The sequence below is a fragment of the Actinomyces sp. HMSC075C01 genome, from assembly GCF_001812965.1.
GTDB classification, from domain to species: domain Bacteria; phylum Actinomycetota; class Actinomycetes; order Actinomycetales; family Actinomycetaceae; genus Actinomyces; species Actinomyces acetigenes.
This window is the reverse complement of sequence record NZ_KV811031.1, coordinates 32862-52199: the sequence shown is the minus strand read 5'-3', so window position 1 is coordinate 52199 and position 19338 is coordinate 32862. Positions and strand designations below refer to the sequence as shown.

Genomic DNA, 19338 nt, shown 5'->3' with positions numbered 1-19338 from the left:
CATGTCCGCCACCTCCAACCGGGACCGCATCGGCCGGGCCATCGAGATCCTCTCCGGGGCCCTGGAGCCTTGGATCGCCGTCACCGTCGCCCCGAAGCTGCCCGCCGCCAGCACCTGGACCGACCTCCTCGCCTGGAAGGACGGCCGGCCGGACCGGACCTACGAACCCTCCGACCCCCAGTGCCAGCTGCGCATCATCACCGAACGCATCGGGAACCTCGGATTCCTCTTCAGCGGGATCCTCTCCCGCGGCGAGCAGAACCTCGCCGGCGAGCTGCGCGAGGTCCGCAACAAATGGGCGCACAACAGCCCCTTCAGCATGGACGACACCTACCGCGCCCTCGACACCGCCGAGCGCCTCCTGCGGGCCATCAACGCCCCCGCCGAGGCCGACCAGGTCCGTGCCATGAAACGGGACGCGCTGCACTCCACCTTCGACGCCGCCACCAGGCGCGACACCCGGGCGAGCGCCGTCGCCATGCCCGGCCTCGGGGAGAACGGCCTCGCACCCTGGAAGGACGTCGTCCGCCCCCACCCCGACATCGTCTCCGGCAGCTACGGCCAGGCCGAGTACGCCGCCGACCTGCACCAGGTCGCCCACGGGGAGAGCAGCGAGGAATACGGCGACCCCGCCGGCTTCTTCAAGCGCACCTACCTCACCGAGGGGCTCAAGACCCTCCTGACCATGACCGCCCGGCGGCTGTCCGGGGATCCCAACGCCCAGGCCGTCATCAACCTTCAGACCACCTTCGGCGGCGGCAAGACTCACTCCATGCTCGCCGCCTGGCACCTGGCCGGCCCGACCCCGCTCAAGGACCTCACCCAGGACGTCCAGGACCTGCTCGCCGACACCTCGATCCCCGACGGCGTCAGGCGCGTCGCCATCGTCGGCAACGAGATCTCCCCCGGGCAGCCCACCACCAAGCCGGACGGAACGGTCGTTCACACCCTGTGGGGCGAGCTCGCCTGGCAGCTCGGCGGCGCCGAGGCCCACGAACTCATCGCGCAGGCCGACCGCACCGGCACCAACCCCGGTGCCGCCCTGCGCACCCTCATCAGCCGCCACACCCCCGCCCTCATCCTCATCGACGAGTGGGTCGCCTACGCCCGCGGTCTGTACCGGCGCGATGGTCTGACCGGCGGCAGCTTCGACACCCAGTTCACCTTCGCCCAGGAGCTCACCGCCGCCGTCCAGGGCACCCCCGGTGCCCTCCTCCTCGTCTCCATCCCCGCCTCCGACATCCGCCAGGACGGCACCGTCACCCGTGCTTCCGAGCTCGAGATCGGCGGTGACGGCGGCCGCGAGGCACTCCAGCGGCTCCAGCACGTCGTCGGGCGCGTGGCCCACAACTGGAGTCCCGCCACCTCCGGGGAGAGCTTCGAGATCGTGCGCCGGCGCCTGTTCACCGACCTCGACGCCGAGGCCCTCCGCAAGCGCGACGCCACCATCAAACGATTCGTCGACTACTACCGGGGGCAGCGCGGCGAGCTGCCCTCCGAGACCTTCCAGCCGGACTACGAGCGGCGGCTGCGCGAGGCCTACCCCATCCACCCCGAGCTGTTCGACCGGCTCTACGGCGACTGGTCCTCCCTGGAGCGGTTCCAGCGGACCCGCGGCGTCCTGCGCCTCATGAGCGCCGTGGTCCACTCCCTGGTCCAGGCCGACGACGACGCCCCCCTCATCATGCCGGGCTCCATCCCCTTCGACGACGACGCCGTCCGCGACGAGATCGCCGGCTACCTCGACGACGCCTGGCGCACCATCATCGAGACCGACATCGACGGCGAGAACGCCACCCCTCTGCGCATCGACCGGGAACGGGAGCTGTTCGGACGACGGGCACTGACCCGGCGCATCGCCCGCACCCTGTTCCTCGGCTCCGCCGCCACCCTCGACACCGCCCACAAGGGCATCGACCGTCAGCGCCTCTTCCTCGGCGTGGCCATGCCCGGGGACACCCTGGGCAACTTCGGCTCCTCCCTGCAGATGCTCACTGACCGAGCCACCTACGTCTACAACCAGGGGACCCGGAGCTGGTACGACCGGCAGCCGTCGATCAACCGGATGGTCGTCGACCGGGCCGCCTCCCTCGACACCGCCGACGTCGCCCGGAAGGCGGTCGACATGCTCAAGGGAATGGCGGCGAGCGCCCGCGAGTTCGCCCATGTCATCGTCGCCCCGGCATCCACCGGGGACGTCCCCGACAGGCAGGAGACGGCACTGGTCATCCTCGGCCCGGACCGCACGGTCGCCGCCAGGAACGGGCGGAGTTCGCAGGTGACCGGGCCCGGCAGGGAGTTCACTGAGGAGCTCCTGCACCATCGCGGCTCCGCGCCCCGTAACCATGTCAACACCCTCATCGCCGTCGCCCCCGACGAGGGGCGGTGGGCCGAGGCCGAGCAGGCGCTGCGCATCCACATGGCGTGGTCGGAGATGGCGAAGGAGGAGTCGATCCGGGACCACGACCTCACGGCCAGCCAGGCCGAGCAGGCACGCCAGAAGAGGCGGGACACCCAGAGCGTCGCCGAGCGCTCCGTGGCGGGCGCGTGGATCTGGGCGCTCCACCCCGTCCAGGACAACGGCGGCCGCCCCTTCAAGATCGAGCCGGTCAAGATCGAGGGGGACGAGCAGCGGATCGCCGTGCGCGCCGGCCTCAGGCTCGGCAAGCAGGACATCGTCCTGACCGACATCACCCCGACGGCCGTGGCCCTTGAGCTCGGGGGCATGAACCTTCGTGCCCGATGGCACGGGGGCAGGATCACCGTCGGCGAGCTGTGGTCCTACTTCACCCGTTACCCCTACATGCCGCGCCTCCGGGACCGGAGGGTGCTGGAGAAGGCCGTCGCCTCCGTCATGGATGACATCGGCTGGGAGAGCGTCGGCTTCGCCCTCGCCGCCGACTACGACGCCGAGCGGGGCGACTTCCTCGACCTGCGCCTCCCGCTGGAGGACGAGGCGCCGAGGATCACCGACACGACCCTCCTCGTCGCCCCCGCGCTCGCCCGTGCGCAGCGCCGCCGTGAGGAGGAGGAACGGAGGGCTGCTGCGTCTGCGGAGTCGCGCGAGTCCGGACCCGCTGACGACACGGGCGCCGCACCCGACGCCACCGCGACCCGATCCGACTCCACCCGCGACGGGCGCGCCGTCCCCCCGGCACCTGAGCCGCAGCCCGTCGCCAACTCGAGATTCGAGGGAGTGGCCGAGCTGGACCCCGGGAAGGACATCGCCGCCCAGCTCGCGCTGCTGGCCGATGAGGTCATCGCCCACCTGAAAGCCGGCGGCGCGGACAGCCTCAACATCGAGGTCTCTATCGACGCGACCCGCTACAACGGATTCGATGCCGACACCGTGCGCACGGTCGCGGAGAACGCCCGCACACTCGGTCTCAAGCCGGGCCGATTCACCGAGGGGTGACCATGGAGGACATCGCCGCGGTCTCCTCCCGGACCGTTCCGCCCGACCCGTCCATCGCGGACGCCCTGGGAGCCCATCACGAGCTCTCCACGGCGCTCGCCGACCTTGTCGACAACTCCATCGACGCAGGCGCCTCGCAGGTTCGCATCCGCATCCTCACCGATGACGACTACGTCACCGGCATGCTCGTCATCGACGACGGTCACGGCATGGACAAGGCCGGCATTGACGCAGCCATGGCCCTCTCCCGCCGTCGTGACTACGGCGAGACGGACCTGGGCCACTACGGGCTCGGACTGAAGGCCGCCTCCCTGAGCCAGGCCGACACCCTCGACGTCTACTCCCGGGCCATCGGGGGCGTTCCCGTCGGCCGGCGCATCACGAGGGAGGAGCCCACCCTCGTGCAGAGCCTCGACGACGGTCAGGTGGGCGAGGTCCTCGAGGGGTCCCTGGTGCGCATGACCGATGCCGCGCCGCTGAGCGGGACCGTCGTCCGCTGGCGGGGGTTCCGTACCGCGGTGGTCGCGCCGGACCGGGACGAGCGGCGCTCCTGGCTCAGCCGACTCGTCGAGAGCATCCGCGGTCACCTCGGACTCGTCTTCCACAGGATCATCGCCCGAGGGGACGTCGAGATCGCCGTCGACGAGTACGACCTCGGCCTGGGACGGGCGGGGTCCGTGAGACGAGTGCGGGCCCTCGATCCGCTCGCCCTGGATGCCTCTGCCGCGCATCCGTACCGACTCGCCGGTGAGGTCGGGGATGTCCCCTTCGACCTGACCGCCGTCATCCTCAAGGGCGCCGTGCTCGATGCCCCGGGGGTCGAGGCCTCACGGAGGCTCTCCCCGGCCGAGGGAGGCCAGGGACTCTACGTCTACCGCAATGACCGCCTGCTGCAGCTGGGCGGCTGGAACTCCGTCATCGACGGCGGTAGGGACTACGCGAACCTGCGCATCTCCCTCGATGTTGGAGACGCGCTGCTCGATGTCGTCCGGATCAACCCGGAGAAGAGCGGCGTCGTCCTGGAACCGGAGATGGGACGGGCCGTCCACGCCTCCGTGGGGCAGGACATCGGAACCTTCTCAGCGCTCCTCGCCTCCGCCCGCAGTGCGGCCACCGAGGGGCGTCGGAGGGAGCCGCGCCCGATCCGACTGGTCGAGCCGCGCGGAGGCCTCGGCCGGGACGTCTACGACGCCATCCAGGACTCCGTCGAGTTCGCCGACGCCGAACCCATCAAGATCCGGTGGGAGCGCATGCCGGAGAACGGCCTGGTCGAAGTGGACCACGAGCAGCGCCTTCTCAAGATCAACGAGCGCCACCGGCGAGTGTTCTCCACCAGCAGCGACCCTCAGGACGCCCCCCTGCTCAAGACCCTCGTGTTCCTGCTCTACTCGCGTTTCTTCGAGGGGGCCTACCTGGGTGGGCGGGAGAAGCGTGAGATCGAGGCCTTCGAGAGAATCATCGAGACCGCCCTCGCCGACGAGCTCCGGCGTCGCGGCGCCCAGAAGGAGTAGAGGATGAACGAGCATCCCGATGATCGTGACGCGTTGACCCCGGAGACCCTGGCCGCCTACTTCGACGCCGGGCACCCCGCTGAGCAGCGGCTCGCCGAGGAGCCCCTCTGCGTCCTGGGCATCGACCCGCCTCGCGGGGAGCTGACGCTGTGCACACCGGCGACGGGCTCGGACATCGACGTCTCCGCCTACCGGATGATCCGCACCGACATCGTCGAGGAGCCGGGGGACGAGACCGTTTGGTTCCGCGTCACCGTCGAGGCCAAGGGCATCGAGTACGAGGCCTACTCCCTCCTCCAAGCAGTCACCGACCAGCTCCAGCAGGGCGACGACCTGGAGCGCGCGCTCCACGTGGCGCTCGACGCCTTCCGAGGACTACTCGCACGCGCACCGAGGCTGAGTGAGGACCAGGAGATCGGGCTGTTCGGTGAACTGGTGGCGCTCGATCGGCTCATCGACGGAGTCGGGGAGGCGAAGGCTCTGGCCGCCTGGCTCGGGCCGCGGGCAGAGGAGCACGACTTCGTCCTCGGCGAGGCCGACGTCGAGGTCAAGACCACCCGCAGTGAGCGACGCATCCACGTCATCCATGGCCTCGGCCAGCTGACCCCCACACCGGGGCGGCTGCTGCATCTCATGTCGGTGCAGGTAACGGGAGCCGGTGCGGCCGGCAACGGGGAGACCCTCCCCGAGCTCATCGAGCGCATTCGCCGGCGGCTGCGGTCCGGGCGCACGGACTTCGACGACAGACTCACCGACTGCGGATGGGAGGACGCCCAGGCCGACCGGCTCTACACGACGCGCCTCCTGGTCCGCAGTGAACCTCGTTTCTACACCGTCGATGAGGCCTTCCCGGCGATCACCTCCGCAGGACTCTCCCGGATCGTGACCCGCCCCGAACTGGTCCGCAGCATCGACTACCGGATCGACGTCACCGACCTCAAACCCGAGGGGACCGCACCCGCCGAGTTCGCCGCCGCACCCACGCATGAGGACTGAGACATGAGTATTGACAAGTACGACCAGGCCCTCAAGCAGGCGCTCGACGGCATGAACGTGCCGATGGATCTGCACGGCATCGTCTCGGCGTACCTTCAAGCAGTAGGCGAGGTCATCGCCCGAGAGGAGATCCCCGACCTCATCCTGAGCGCGGAGCGCAACGCCCCGGGAAGAACGAAGTTCCACCTCCGGCTCAGCGAGTGGGATGCGGAGAAGGATGCCGCCTGGACTGACGGGACCGCCGCCCGCACCCCTGAACGGCGGGCGGTCGTCATGAAGCGGCTCGGCGTGAGCGATGACGTGGCGTCGCGCATCAACGAGACCTTCCCGGTCTTCGTCGATCGGACCAAGGCCATCCTCGCCCCCGACTGGACACCCTGGTACGACGAGGAGCGGCGGCGGGCGCACCACTTCTACTGGGACGGCTACCGGTCACTGCTGGAGAAGAGACTGCCGCCTGAAGCAGTGGCGAGCATCGACTCGGCCACCACCGACATCGTCGGACGACTCGCCGACCCTTCCGGGGCTGAGCCCTACCAGTCGAAGGGGCTGGTCGTCGGTCACGTTCAGAGCGGCAAGACCGCCAACTTCACCGGTGTCATCGCCAAGGCCATCGACGCGGGTTACCGGCTCATCATCGTGCTCACCGGAACCGTGGAGATCCTGCGCTCCCAGACCCAGCGCCGACTCGACATGGAGCTCATCGGAAGGGAGAACATCCTCTGGGGAATCAGTGAGGAGGACGAGGACCTTCTGAAGGACGTCGACTACGTGAGCACCGATGACGTCGACTGGAAGGCGGGGCGATTCGTCTCCTACGGTCCCGGATTCACCGAAACGGGTGTTCCGGCCATCCATCGCCTGACCAGCGCCAAGTGGGACTACGGAAAGCGCAAGGACGGGCCGGGTATCCTCGATCCTCGGATCGGGCGTGAGCTCAGCAATCCAGGTAGGCCGATGTGGCACCCGGACAACATCCATCGGACCGACGTACGCATCGCCGTCGTCAAGAAGAACAAGACCGTGCTCGATAATCTGGTCAAGGACCTGCGACGAATCAGGGCCCTGCCGGCCGAGATTCCCACCCTCATCATCGACGACGAGGCCGATCAGGCCTCGGTCAACACGGTCAAACCGGACAGCGTCGGAACCCGGAAGGAGCGCACCGCGATCAACCGGCTCATCGCTGAGCTCATGGGCAGGCTGAGCCGGGCCCAGTACGTCGGTTACACCGCGACTCCCTTCGCCAATGTCTTCATCTCGCCGGAGGACGCCGAGGACATCTTCCCCCGCGACTTCATCGTGAGCCTGAGCGCCCCGGAGGCGTACCGGGGCGGTCGGGCCTATCACGACTTCGAGGAGCTCACGGATGAGGAGAAGGACGATCCGGCCGTCTCGAACGAGAAGGCCTTCGTCCGCAGTCTGCGCGGTGATGACGACACTGATCCGCAGGGTGTGGAGAAGGAGCTGCGCGAGGCCCTGAACGCCTTCGTGCTCACCGGGGCGATCAAGCTGTGGAGGGCGACGAGAAGACCCTCGCTGGAGGGTGCCTTCCGCCACCACACGATGCTGGTGCACGAGTCCGTCAAGCAGACGGAGCACGCCGAGCTCGGGGATCGGATCCGTCGCCTGTGGCAGCAGGCGGGATACGGGTCCCCCGCCTCGAATGATGCGCTGCGCAAGCTCTTCGATGAGGACTTCGCCGTCGTCTCCGCCGCCCGGCAGTGGGAGGACGACCTACCCCTTCCGGAATCCTTCGAGGACGTGGCTCCATTCATCGGTGAGGTGCTCGACCTCGTCATGGCCGGTGGCACTGACCCGGTCGTCATCGTCAATGGTGACAAGGACCAGCAGTACAACCAGGTCGACTTCCAAAGGGATCGGGTCTGGCGAATCCTCGTCGGCGGCACGAAGCTCAGTCGGGGGTTCACCCTCGAGGGGCTGACCATCACTTATTTCAAGCGCAGGTCGACTCAGGGGGACGCCCTCATGCAGATGGGGCGGTGGTTCGGCTACAGGCGTGGATACCCTGATCTGGTGAGGCTGTACATGGCCAGAAGTGTCAAGGGGGCCGGCAAGACGACCTATGACCTCTACGAGGCCTTCGGGGCGATCATGCGGGATGAGGAGCAGTTCCGCGAGCAGCTCGAGACCTTCGCCGGGCTCGGCGAGGACGGGCGTCCGCTCCTCCGTCCCATCGAGGTTCCGCCGCTCGTCTTCCAGCAGCTGCCGTGGTTGCTCCCCACGAGCCGGAACAAGATGTACAACGCCAAGCTCGATTTCAAGGGGATCGGTGGCGAGCTTCACGATTTCCCGCGGCAGCCCGAGCGGGGACGCGGAGAAACGAACGCGAAGCACTTCGCACTCGTCCGGCCGTGGTTCGAGCACGACCTGTTCGGACCGATCGAGTCCTTCGAGTACTGGGACCGGAAGACCGAGCGCATAGGGGAGTTCGACGGGCGGGTCGCCGTCGTCACCGCCGAGGAGATGCTCACGGTTCTGGAGGGCTTCTCATGGATGGAGCAGTTCGACTTCGAACCCACCCTGGAGATGATCCGCCGTGCCATGGCCGGTGGGAAGCTGAAGGACTGGGCTGTTCTCCTCCCCATGCTCAAGGGGACGCCGGAGAAGACGGTCGACGGGCTTCGGATCCCGATGCTCAAGCGGACCCGCCGCGGTGGCACCCGTGGAGGATTCTCCGGAAGCTCCTTCCGACAGCGTGACGCCATCGAGACCATCGCTGGAAAGCCCCGCTCGAAGGACAGGATCGCGGGAGAGCACGACGCCGCCATCGCCTATCGGACGAGTACCCGTGGCGCCATGCTCCTCACCTTCGCCGCCGACCCGAAGAACGGTGCCGAGAGGACCCCGAGCCGTATGCCCGAGACGATGACCGTGGCGGACACCGCCACGCTCTTCTCCCTGGCGCTTCCCTATGCGGCCGCCCCCAGCGGGAGTATCGCCTTCAGTGTCAGACGCAGGGATCGGAGCAATGACCCCGTCGTCGACACCGACTGAGCCGGAGAGGTCGCAGCCGCGGCGACCGGGACGGGCCGAGGCCCCGTCCTGGGCGTCGACGCCGGGCGTGGCCAGGTCCATGCGTGCCAACATGCACCGGGACACCAAGCCCGAGCTCGCGATCCGGCGACTGCTGCATGCTAGGGGCCTGCGCTACCGCGTGGACATGGCGCCCTGGAGCAACAGGCGCCGGCGGGCGGACATCGTGTTCACCCGCCGGCGCCTGGCCGTATTCATCGACGGCTGCTTCTGGCACGGGTGCCCCGAGCACGCGACGGTGCCGGTGACGAACGCCGACTACTGGCGCCCGAAGCTCGCGAGGAACATCGAACGGGACCGGGAGACCACCGCGATGGCCGAGGCGGAGGGGTGGACGGTGCTGCGGATCTGGGAGCACGTCCCTCCCGAGGAGGCCGTGCGACTCATCGTCCGGGCCCTCGACGAGGGCGAAGAGCCCAACGGGCACGTGTGAGCCGCCGCCCCTCAGGCCATCGGGTCCCAGCTGGGCAGCATGACGGGCTCGGTCTCCAGGGCGGCGCGGACCTCCTCGGGCAGGCGGCTCGCGCGCACCACGACCTCGAAGACGTACTCGTCGAACCAGGAGTCGCTCATCGTGTGGAAGCCCTTGTCCCCGAACTTGTCGCCCCAGGAGTTCTCCACCCGCCAGCGCCGCGGGACGCCGTCGACCAGGTCGACGCCGGTCAGGCACATGGCGTGGGTGAGCGCCGACTCGCGCGCCACCAGCCGCTCGGCCTTCGTCATCGACAGGTCCACCCCGTACAGGCCCTCGTAGTCGTGCAGGGCGGCGTCCCAGATTCCGGCCTTCTTGTCCCGCTGCTTGGCGACGTCGCAGGCGAACCACACCGGCTCGCCGTCCTGGATCGCGGCGATCGCGGCGGCCTTGAGCACCTCCAGCTCGGCGGTGACGTGATCCTGGACCGGTTCGCCCACCATGACGTCGCTGCGGCCCATGCCGTAGCGCGTGTTGACCGCGATCTCGGGGCGCGGGTCGTGGGCCACGACCACGAACTCCTCCACTCCGGTGACGTAGCGCTGCGCGAACTGTCGCGGCGTGAGCGTCCCGACCCGGTGAAATTCCTTGTTCTTATCGCGGTACTGCCACACGAACTCCTCGGGCGGGGTCCCCAGGTGGATGCACAGCATCCGGTGAACCTGCTCCAGGGCCGTGAGCCGCAGCGGCTCAGGGTCGACGCCGTCGGCCACCGCGGTCCGCAGCCGCAGGGCCGTGCGTCGCAGCAGCGTGGCCAGGTGCTCGTTCATCGCCTCGGAGTTACCGGCCGAGACGGTGTCCGGCATGGCGTAGGCCGGCACGATCCCGTACTTGGCCACCAGGCGCGCGAACTCCGGCCACCAGCCGCCGTCGGGAATGGGGGAGTACAGGGAGTCGACGACCTCGCGGTCATCCAGGGGGCGGTCCGCCTCGGCGATGACGCGGGTGAGGAAGGCGTTGGCCTTCTCCAGCTTGTCGTAGAAGAAGGGGAAGGCCTGGCTCAGCTCCAGGGAGTCGAGCTCGAGCTCCTTGAGCATGGAGGCGCGCAGCACGTTGAGGCCGGCGAAGGCCCAGCAGCGCCCCGACTGCTTCTGGTCGGTGATCGAGGCGTCCGGGACAAGGTCGGACACGGAGGTGTCGATGGAGGTCACCGTGGTCCGGTCCAGGGAGACCTGCTCCACGTCCGTGGTGGCGACGGCGTTGCCGGCCAGGCGGGCGGCGGGGTCGGCGAGGAAGGCGGCATTGCGCTGGGCGACCCAGGAGGTGTCGATCGTCATGGCTCAGAGGATAGATCGGCGGCGCCCTCCCGTCCCCGCCGGCCGCTGGGCGCCGTCGCCGGACGGCCTGCCGGGCGAGCCGACGTCGGTAGGATCCAGGCATGACGCAGCCTCGCCAGCAGCACTCCGGCCCGCAGCCCGACGCCGCTCACGCCGCTTCCCGCTGGGAGGAGCGCTATGCCGCGGTCGAGCAGCTGTGGTCGGGCCGCCCCAACGACTGGCTGCCGGAGCTCGCCACCGACTGGAGCCCCGGGACCGCCCTGGAGATCGGCTGCGGTGAGGGCGCCGACGTCCTGTGGCTGGCCGAGCGCGGCTGGAAGGTGGTCGGGCTGGACCTGTCCGCCACCGCCATCGGGCGTCTGACCGGGCAGGCCGAGCGGCTCGGGGTCGCCTCGCGCGTGACCGGCCGCGTGCACGACGCCGGAGACGGCCTACCTGTCGGACCCTTCGACCTGGTGACGAGCTTCTACGTCCACGGCGGGCACGAGCCGGGCTCCCTGGACCTCGTGACCCTCCTGCGCGACGCCGCCGCCCGCGTCGCCCCCGGCGGGCGCCTGCTCACCGCGGTGCACGCCGTCAACCCGCCCTGGCACACCCACCACGCCCGCACCTACACGGCCGCCGAGCTCCTCGAGGGCCTGGCCGAGGCGACGGCCGGCTGGGAGGTCGTCGTCGGCGAGGAGCGAGACCGGCGGGCCACGGGGCCCGACGGACAGGAGGGGCACCGGGCCGACGCCGTCGTGTGCCTGCGCAGGCCGCCGGCCTCGGTTTGATGGGCGAGTCGTGGGAACGGCCCTGAAGAAGTCCCGGAATATTCTGGATAATCGCCGGAATGTGGTGCAGGCAACGCCAAAACGGCGGAATGGCGCCTATTTCTCAGCGTGTTCATAGGGGAATTCGGGGGGTCCGCTCAGGATCGGTGGGTTACATAGTTACTGCCGCCGGACGGAACCGGTCACGAGGGTTGGGGAGCCCGATGACTGGCAGGTCTCCGAGTCTGGAACGGGTCTTAGGGAGCCCGGACCGGACGTTCTGGTGAAGGAGGTCCTGCCTCCCCGGCCTTATGGGAAGCCGGGTAGCAGGAGGACCTCGCGAGGCTTGGGCCCGCGGTCCGGGAGGCCGGACCGCGGGCCGAGTCCTTTGTCGAGGAGGTGAGCCCGAGGCCTGGCCACCGTCAGCTCGTCGAGCCTTTCTCCCGGCGCGCGATCCACCAGTTCTCGAGCATGAGCCTGCCCCAGGGCGTGGCGTCGTAGAGGAGCCACCTGTCATCGGGGCCGTCCACGGTCCAGAGCCTGTCCGCGCGGATGAGGGCGGTGCCGGTCGGGTCGCCGTCGCGGGGGTCGGGCTCATACGTGAACGGATTGCCCAGGAACAGGTCGATCATGTTGCGGGAGGACAGCCAGGTCAGAATCGCCCGAGTCCGCTCGACGGCGGCCTCGGCGTCGAGGTTCTCCATGTCTCGCACGGTGTTGAAGGCCTCGATGCCGCTGGTCTCGCACTCCGTGCCCATGAAAAGAAGCTCCTCCGTTGTGGGATCCATGTGCGGTTCTCCTTCCCCGGGGGACGTCGTGAGTGGGCGTCGGCATGGATCCTCCCATCTGGTCACTGGTCGCGCAGGCGTGTGGCTCACCGGGGGCCACAGGCGCCGGAGTGCAGGTCTGATCCACAGGGCTGCAAGCCGGCGCTGCGGCAGCCTCGGGGGCGCCCTACCGTCGAGTCATGTCTTTCTCACTGTCACGCTCCAGGGCGGACTACGACACCGCCGTTACTCAGTTCCCCACGTCGGTCCCCGCCAGCTGGGTGGGGGCGGACTCCACCGCCTGCCAGACGATGCTCACCAATGTCTCCGGGCTCCTGACTGCGCTGGCGACGCGCTATGACACGGCCGCCTCCAAGGTCGGTGTCGTCGAGTCACGCGACTCATCGACGGGAACGAGCTCATCATGAGCCCGGTTGCCATGGATAGCTCCAGCGGCCCGTACCCCGCTTGGAAGCAGGATCCCCACGCGACGAAATCACCGGCCTCCTCATCGGCGCCCCCGAAGCCCAAGACTTCCCCTGCCTCGGCTGCCCCGGAGGATAGTGGCCACAACTGGACCATGTGGGGTGTGGGCCCCGCGGTGGTGGTGGCGGGCGGCTCCGTCTCCGTGAACACGGCTGACCTCGACTCCCTGGCCAGCAGCCTCACCTCGGCAGCCGGATCCCTCGATGACGCGCGAGCACTCGTTGCCAACGCGGCCACCGACGTGATTGCGGCGCCGCCTCCATCCGTTTCCCCGTCTAGTACCCCTAACCCGATCCCGGGTGTATTCGATATGGAGAAGCTAGTCGCTCTTCAAGCCCTGGATACGTTGAGCACCGGGCCGGGGTCGCTCCAGGACGTCGCCGATACTCTGCGCGGCATCGCCTCTGACGTCACCGCATGCTCCCAGGCCCACGCCCTGGCCGAGGGGAAAGCCGCTCCCGTCAATGGCCTGGTGGGACCCGTGGATGTTCGGGCCTTCGACTCCGGCCTCCTCGAGATGGCATTGGGGGCCGCCACCGTCACACAGTTCCCCACGATCTCAGCGCTGCTGGCGTCCTCACCGGCGATGAGCTGGCTGCTCTACAAGCTGGTGGAGGACAGCGAGGACGGACAGGCCACCGTCGAGGTCCTCCAGCTCCTGCTCAGCGACCCGACCACCGAGCAGTGGGTCAAGGAGGACCTCGTCAGGATCGTCCTGCTGACGCAGTGGCTCAAGAACGCCAAGACCGGGCGGGAGACCGCCACGGTCCAGGCCTACCTCCAGCAGGTCTCTCAGCGTCTCGACCCCTGGGCGAAGCAGCGCCTGCCCGGGCAGGTCGCCGTCGGGACGCAGACCGTCGACACCAAGAGCCTCACGCCCATGCAGCGCGTCGCCATGGTCCTGGGTGCGAACGCCGCCGCGATGGGGGCGGGGGTCTACGGCACCCAGAGCGGCATCACGGTCACCCCCGTCGGCGGCAACGGATCCACCGTGCTCCCGCCCGCCGCCAAGGACCCCTTCGGGCTCGCCAGCGCCGTGAATCCCGGTATGACCGGCAAGGGCAAGGAGGCCAAGTCCCCGCAGAGCATCTCCGAGACCATCACCCACTGTCAGGAGGTGCAGTCCTCGAAGAACTCCCTGGGGCAGGGCTACGAGGAGGCTGGGGTCATCTCCATCCAGCGGGTCGAGCACGCCGACGGCCGTGTCTCCTGGGTCGTCTACGTCCCCGGCACCACCGACTGGACCTCTGGCGACGGCGAGCCGCAGGACCTGCTCACCAACCTCGAGGCCGTGGGGGGCACGCCCACCGCCATGGAGAGCGGCGTCGTCACCGCCATGCGCCAGGCCGGCATCCAACCGGGGGAGGAGGTCGCCCTCTACGGCCACTCCCAGGGCGGAATCACGGTCTCCAACATCGCCGCCGACCCCGCGATCCAGGAGCGTTACAACATCACCACTGTCCTCACCGCAGGCTCCCCCACCGCGGGAGCCGACATTCCCGACGACGTCCACGCCCTCCACCTGGAGAACACCGGCGACGCCGTCCCCGGGCTCGACGCCGCCCCCACGCCCACCGGCCCCAACCGGCAGGTCGCCATGCTCGACACCCACCAGATGAGCACGAACGGCTACCCCCACGCCTCCTCCGCCTACGCCCAGGCCGCTGAGGGGCTGGAGGACAAGGCACCCGAGCTGGCCGACTGGAACACGTCCTTCTCGCGGGCCTCGGGCGCCGGCGAGCAGGGGACGACCACCACCGAGTACACCTTCGCGATCCAGCGCAACACCGACCCCAACGGGATCTACAAGGGCGGCACCACCTACCAGGGCAAGGTGCCGTCGGCGCAACCCTCCTACCCGCGGCCCACCCCGTCCCCGCAGCCGACGGGCGAGCACTAGGAGTGTGAGGTCATGACACTGGTGACATGTGCTGGCACGCGGGTGCCGGCCTGCTCCGGGAGGCGCAGGGTGACGCCGGGTGACGCTGGGCGACGTCGGCCGGCATCAGCTGAGCCGTCCGGCGCACCTCCGGCGTCGTCGGTCTCAGTCCTCGTGGCGCACGAGCATCGCGGCGATGATCGAGGAGATCACCGAGATGATGATCGAGCCGGCCACCGCCGAACTGAAGGAGGCCACCTCCAGCCCCAGCGGGACCGACCCGCCGGCGCCCAGGGCCGCGATGTGGTCGGTGAGCCAGCCCGTCAGCGAGAGCATCGCGCCGTTGACCACCAGGGCGAACAGCCCGAAGGTGACGATGTAGAGCGGAAAGGCCAGGAACTTCGCCACCGGCTTGATGAGCGAGTTCACCAGCGCCAGCACCAGGCCCAGGACCAGCAGGTTCAGCCACATGTGGGAGGTACTCACCCCCTCGGGCACACTCAGTCCGGACAGCAGGCGCGTGGCCAGCCACAGGCCGGCCGCGTTTCCGATAGTTCGTGCCACGATTTCCATGGCTCCATTGTGCCTGGGCAACCTGTGCCGGTGCCAAGATGGGGGCATGACTCCTGCAGCGACCCCAGTTCCCGGCGGACCCAGGCCGGCGACCCCCGCCGCCGGCTCGCAGGCCGCCCCCTCGACGACGGTGCGCATCCGCCCCGACGTCGCCGCCCTGCCCGCCTACGTGCCCGGAGCCCGCCCCGACGTCGCCGCCGCAGCGCAGATCGCCAAGCTCTCCTCCAACGAGCTGCCCTACCCGCCCCAGGACGCGGTCATCGAGGCCATCACCCGCGCCGCCAGTGGGGTCAACCGCTACCCGGAGATGACCGGGGAGGGCCTCACGCAGGCCCTCGCCCGCCGGTGGGGCGTGGATGCCGAGCAGGTCGTCGTCGGCAACGGCTCGGTCGCCCTCATCCAGCACCTGCTCGACGCCGTCTGCCAGCCCGGCGACGAGGTCGTCATCCCCTGGCGATCCTTCGAGGCCTACCCGATCTGCGTGGCCGTCGCCGGGGCCCGGGCCGTGCGCGTCCCGCTGACCCCCGACGCCCGTCACGACGTGCCCGCCATGCTGGCGGCCATCACCCCCCGCACCCGCGTGGTCATGGCCTGCACCCCCAACAACCCCACCGGCACGATCCTCACCGCCGAGGAGCTGGCCGAGCTCGTGGCCGGGGTGCCGCGCGACGTCGTCGTCCTCATCGACGAGGCCTACCTCGACTTCGTCACCGACCCGCGGGCCGGCGACGCCCTCACCCTCCTGGACGGGGCCCCCAACCTCGTGGTCTCACGGACCTTCTCCAAGGCCCACGCCCTGGCCGGGATGCGCGTGGGCTACCTCGTGTGCGCCCCGGGCCTGGCCGCCGCCATCCGCTCCGTGGCCACGCCCTTCGGGGTCAACCTGCCCGCGCAGGCCGCTGCCACCGCCGCCCTGGGTGAGGCCGAGCTGGCCCGCACCGACGAGCGCTCGGCCGCCGTCGCCGCCGAGCGCAACCGGGTCGTGGACGCCCTGCGCACCCAGGGCTGGCAGGTGCCTGAGGCCCAGGGCAACTTCTTCTGGCTCGGCGTGGGGCAGCAGACGACGGCGCTGGCCGAGCACTTCCGCGCCGCAGGCATCCTCGTGCGGCCCTTCGCCGGTGAGGGCGTGCGGGTCTCGGTCGGGACGACGTCGGACAACGAGAGGGTCCTGGCCGCCGCGGCCGCCTGGCGCGCCGAGCACTGAGACCCGCCGGAGAGGGCAGGGCGGGCTACGGCGTCGTCGCAGGCCTGGTCATACCGAGATGGTCACCAGGAAGGCCACGCACATGACGACCTCGACGACGCCCATCGTCCCCGGGCGCAGCGGGCGGTGGCGCGTGCGCACCAGCTGCCACTGCCACAGCGGCATGACCAGCGACCGCACGGTCAGCACCACCCACAGGACGGCGTGCCCCCACGGCAGCATCCCCGACGACGCCAGCCACCACGTCACCACCGCCACCACCGCGTGCGCCGCCACCGTGCCGGCCAGCAGCGTGTAGTTGAAGCGCTCGCGGATCATCGACTTGATGTAGGGGACCGTCCCACCGAAGTAGGCGGCCGTCAGCGCCGTGACCAGCCACATCCAGGACCAGCCCGTCAGGGCGCCGCTGGGGGAGGCCCCCGGCAGGGGGGAGCTCGGTGTCCCCAGGCCCAGGAAGCCACCGTCGCCGCGCACCGCCAGGCTGTAGGTAACAGCGGCCATGAGGGAGGCGGCCGTCGTCGTCGACAGCCCCGAGAGCAGTGAGCGCTCGTGACCGCGCCACACCTGGTGCAGTGCGATGACGAACAGTGGCGCCAGTGGCACCGCCCACTGGATGAGGTAGGGCGCCACCAGCAGGGTGATGAGGGCCAGGGAGGCCGTCCAGCCGGTGTAGACCAGGAGCGGCAGCATGATGAGGGCGCGTTTGCGGGCCGAGCGGGTGCGCAGCCACTGCGACCAGGACCAGTAGGTGAGGTAGCTGCCCCACCAGGTGGGAAGGAACAGGAGGTTCACCCAGCTGAAGCCGCCCACCACCCAGCCGACGATCGGCGGCAGCACCAGCATCGACCAGGCCCCGTGCTGGTTGGGCACCCAGGCCTTGCGGCCAGGTTGACGGCGGATCTGCTCCTGGGTGGGGGGCTTGGGCCGCTCGGCCTGCCGGGGCCTGCCGGTGGCCAGCATGATGTCGTCCTGCGGGCCGGGGCGGGACTGCTGAGAGGGGGCGCGGCGCGGCGAGGTAGTGCCGGACGACGCCAGGGCCTGGTCGGCCGACGCGGCCGCCGGGCTCGTTGGGGAGCCGGTGGGCGCGGAAGGCGCGGGATCGGTGTGCGCGGAGGAGTGCTCGACGTGGTGCTTGGACGGCCTCGACGGGCGTGACTGGCTCACACCCTCACCCTAATCGCTCACCCCCGGCGCTGGCCGGGACATCCTGCGCGTGCGGGAGTGTCTTGCGCGTGCTGGGACGCGCCCTTTCCGGCCGAGGCGACTCGGATCGTCTCGGCCCTGGTTCAGACCCGGACCGCTACGGACCGTCAACGAGGTGACAGGCGAAGGGGGTGACCTGTCCGGACGAGGGCACCGCGGCTCAGGAGGCGGGGGCGGTCTGGGTGGTGAAGTCCTCTTTGCCTTGGTTGTCGGTGATGACGGCGGTGATGACGACCTGTTCGTCGCTGGGGACTGTGGTGGTGGCCTGGGTGCCGGTGAGGATCTCCTCGGTGTTGTCGGCGCGCTGGATGTACCAGTCGATGTTCGTGATCGTGCCGTCGGAGTCGGTGGAGGCTGAGGCGTCCAGGGCCAGCTGGTCGCCGTTGCGGGCGAGGGTGAAGGAGCCGGCGGGGCGGGTGTTGTCCACCTGCGCCTGTGCGGCGGCGAGCTGTGCCTGCGCGGCGGCCGGCTGCTCCTTCAGGACCTCCATGACGGAGCCGGCGATGGCTTTGTGGCCGTTGGTGTTGGGGTGGAAGCGTCCGTCGTTGACCAGGCCGTCGAACCAGGAGGACTGCTGGCCGCACAGCTCGTGTCCGGCGAAGGAGGCGGAGGGGTCGGTGAACCGGTGGCCGTGGCGTTGGGCGGCGGCGCTGGCGGCGGCGTTGATCTCGTTGGTCTTGGCGTTGATCCAGCGCTGGTCCACCTTGGTGACGCCTTCGCAGCGTCCCGGGACCGGGAGGATCTGTCCGGCTCCCCGTGGGGTGAACATGCGTGGGTAGCCGACGGTGACGACGGTTGCGCCTGGGGCGCGGGCGGCGATGTCGGTCATGATGGTGTCGTAGCTGGTGATGCCCGCGCGTGTGGTCTTGCCGGCTAGGGCGTCGATGGCGCCGTCGACCTGCTCGGAGACCTCCTTGTTGCTGGAGCAGTTGGTGAAGGGGGCGGCGGTGACGCACTTGGAGAAGAGTGTGGAGAAGCCGGCGTCGTTGCCGCCGATGGAGAAGGTGACCAGGGCTGTGGAGGAGTTCAGGTGGTTGAGCTGGGCTGCTTCCTTCCCGGGCTGGTAGAAGTCGGGGGTGCGGGCTCCTGCGCAGGCGTCGAAGTCGAGGGTCTTGCCGGTCTGGTCGGCCACCTGGTGGGCGTAGGCGCCTGCACCCCGTTTGCACCCGTTGCCGCCTTGGACGTCAGTTCCGCTGGCGTAGGGCGGCGCCCCGACGCCGGAGGCGTAGGAGTCGCCCAGGGCCACATAGGTGCCGTTGGGAGGTGAAGGCTCCAGAGGCGTGGCACTGCTCGAGGGACTGACGGCAGAGGTCCACACGAGGGCTGCGGCGCAGGCCAGCGCACCCAGGTGCGTGTGGCGTCTCCGGGACCGTGTGTCTCGTGGCGTGGCACTCGATGAGGCCGACGATGGCGCCGGCGACATGTGAGAATGATTGAGCATGCTCTCTCTAAGAAACTCTCTTTATAAGAGAGCGCGGTTCTATCAGTTGTGTCACACGGGATGGTTGTGCGATGTCAGGCTTCGTGCCTGATCGCGTCGGTGTGTGCAACGGCGGATTGTCAAGGCCATACTATAACTAATTCGTGTTGAATTAACCGTAGTGAAAGTTTGGGGTACTCTCCTTGGCTCATCGGGCAGTGATGAGCCATCTGTTGGGCAGCTGAGGGTTGGCTCGTGCTCTCCTCTTTGTGGCTCGGAGGAGGCAGACAGACGCCGAGCCGGGCATTTCTCGCGTAGCCCTACAG

The 19338-nt window shown here is 69.3% G+C and carries 14 protein-coding genes; 9 read left to right on the top strand and 5 right to left on the bottom strand.

Going from position 1 to position 19338, the window contains the following annotated elements; all coding sequences use genetic code 11:
• The first annotated feature begins 1 nt into the window (after position 1).
• The 5 genes from HMPREF2883_RS11335 to HMPREF2883_RS11315 all read left to right on the top strand — a co-directional run bounded on the left by HMPREF2883_RS11335 (position 2) and on the right by HMPREF2883_RS11315 (position 9412).
• Positions 2-3415, top strand: coding sequence for a DUF499 domain-containing protein (locus tag HMPREF2883_RS11335; RefSeq protein WP_070662487.1), 3414 nt, complete (start codon positions 2-4; stop codon positions 3413-3415).
• Positions 3416-3417: 2 nt separating this feature from the next.
• Entirely contained in the window at positions 3418-4926 is a 1509-nt protein-coding gene (locus HMPREF2883_RS11330) for an ATP-binding protein (RefSeq protein WP_070662484.1), read from the top strand.
• 3 nt (positions 4927-4929) lie between these two features.
• Positions 4930-5922 (top strand): PD-(D/E)XK motif protein, encoded by a 993-nt coding sequence (locus HMPREF2883_RS11325; protein WP_070662481.1) that lies wholly within the window; start codon positions 4930-4932, stop codon positions 5920-5922.
• Between the two features lie 3 nt (positions 5923-5925).
• Positions 5926-8940, top strand: coding sequence for a Z1 domain-containing protein (locus HMPREF2883_RS11320; RefSeq protein ID WP_070662478.1), 3015 nt, complete (start codon positions 5926-5928; stop codon positions 8938-8940).
• 79 nt (positions 8941-9019) lie between these two features.
• On the top strand, positions 9020-9412 hold the full coding sequence (locus tag HMPREF2883_RS11315; protein WP_070510856.1) for a very short patch repair endonuclease: 393 nt from the start codon (positions 9020-9022) through the stop codon (positions 9410-9412).
• Positions 9413-9423: 11 nt separating this feature from the next.
• On the opposite strand, the gene HMPREF2883_RS11310 is transcribed toward HMPREF2883_RS11315, so the two are convergent.
• Positions 9424-10728, bottom strand: coding sequence for a C1 family peptidase (locus HMPREF2883_RS11310; RefSeq protein WP_070662475.1), 1305 nt, complete (start codon positions 10726-10728; stop codon positions 9424-9426).
• 101 nt (positions 10729-10829) lie between these two features.
• Between HMPREF2883_RS11310 and HMPREF2883_RS11305 the strand changes: the two genes are divergently transcribed.
• Complete coding sequence (locus HMPREF2883_RS11305) at positions 10830-11501, top strand: class I SAM-dependent methyltransferase (protein ID WP_070662473.1); 672 nt, start codon at positions 10830-10832, stop codon at positions 11499-11501.
• A 401-nt stretch (positions 11502-11902) separates the two neighbouring features.
• On the opposite strand, the gene HMPREF2883_RS11300 is transcribed toward HMPREF2883_RS11305, so the two are convergent.
• Positions 11903-12268 (bottom strand): hypothetical protein, encoded by a 366-nt coding sequence (locus tag HMPREF2883_RS11300; RefSeq protein ID WP_070662470.1) that lies wholly within the window; start codon positions 12266-12268, stop codon positions 11903-11905.
• A gap of 179 nt (positions 12269-12447) precedes the next feature.
• Between HMPREF2883_RS11300 and HMPREF2883_RS11295 the strand changes: the two genes are divergently transcribed.
• A complete protein-coding gene (locus HMPREF2883_RS11295) occupies positions 12448-12675 on the top strand; it encodes a hypothetical protein (protein WP_070662467.1) in 228 nt (75 codons plus the stop codon).
• A gap of 152 nt (positions 12676-12827) precedes the next feature.
• Positions 12828-14633 (top strand): hypothetical protein, encoded by a 1806-nt coding sequence (locus HMPREF2883_RS11290; RefSeq protein WP_070662464.1) that lies wholly within the window; start codon positions 12828-12830, stop codon positions 14631-14633.
• 144 nt (positions 14634-14777) lie between these two features.
• Here the strand turns inward: HMPREF2883_RS11290 and HMPREF2883_RS11285 are convergent, their stop codons facing one another.
• Complete coding sequence (locus HMPREF2883_RS11285) at positions 14778-15185, bottom strand: phage holin family protein (protein ID WP_070662461.1); 408 nt, start codon at positions 15183-15185, stop codon at positions 14778-14780.
• 46 nt (positions 15186-15231) lie between these two features.
• Here HMPREF2883_RS11285 and hisC point away from each other — a divergent pair, with 46 nt between their 5' ends.
• Positions 15232-16389 (top strand): histidinol-phosphate transaminase, encoded by a 1158-nt coding sequence (gene hisC, locus HMPREF2883_RS11280; RefSeq protein ID WP_070662458.1) that lies wholly within the window; start codon positions 15232-15234, stop codon positions 16387-16389.
• A 48-nt stretch (positions 16390-16437) separates the two neighbouring features.
• Here hisC and HMPREF2883_RS11275 read toward each other — a convergent pair whose 3' ends face one another.
• Both HMPREF2883_RS11275 and HMPREF2883_RS11270 read right to left on the bottom strand, forming a co-directional pair.
• A complete protein-coding gene (locus tag HMPREF2883_RS11275) occupies positions 16438-17553 on the bottom strand; it encodes a YwiC-like family protein (protein ID WP_176747216.1) in 1116 nt (371 codons plus the stop codon).
• 199 nt (positions 17554-17752) lie between these two features.
• Positions 17753-19033, bottom strand: coding sequence for an SGNH/GDSL hydrolase family protein (locus tag HMPREF2883_RS11270; protein ID WP_070662453.1), 1281 nt, complete (start codon positions 19031-19033; stop codon positions 17753-17755).
• Between the last annotated feature and the right edge of the window lie 305 nt (positions 19034-19338).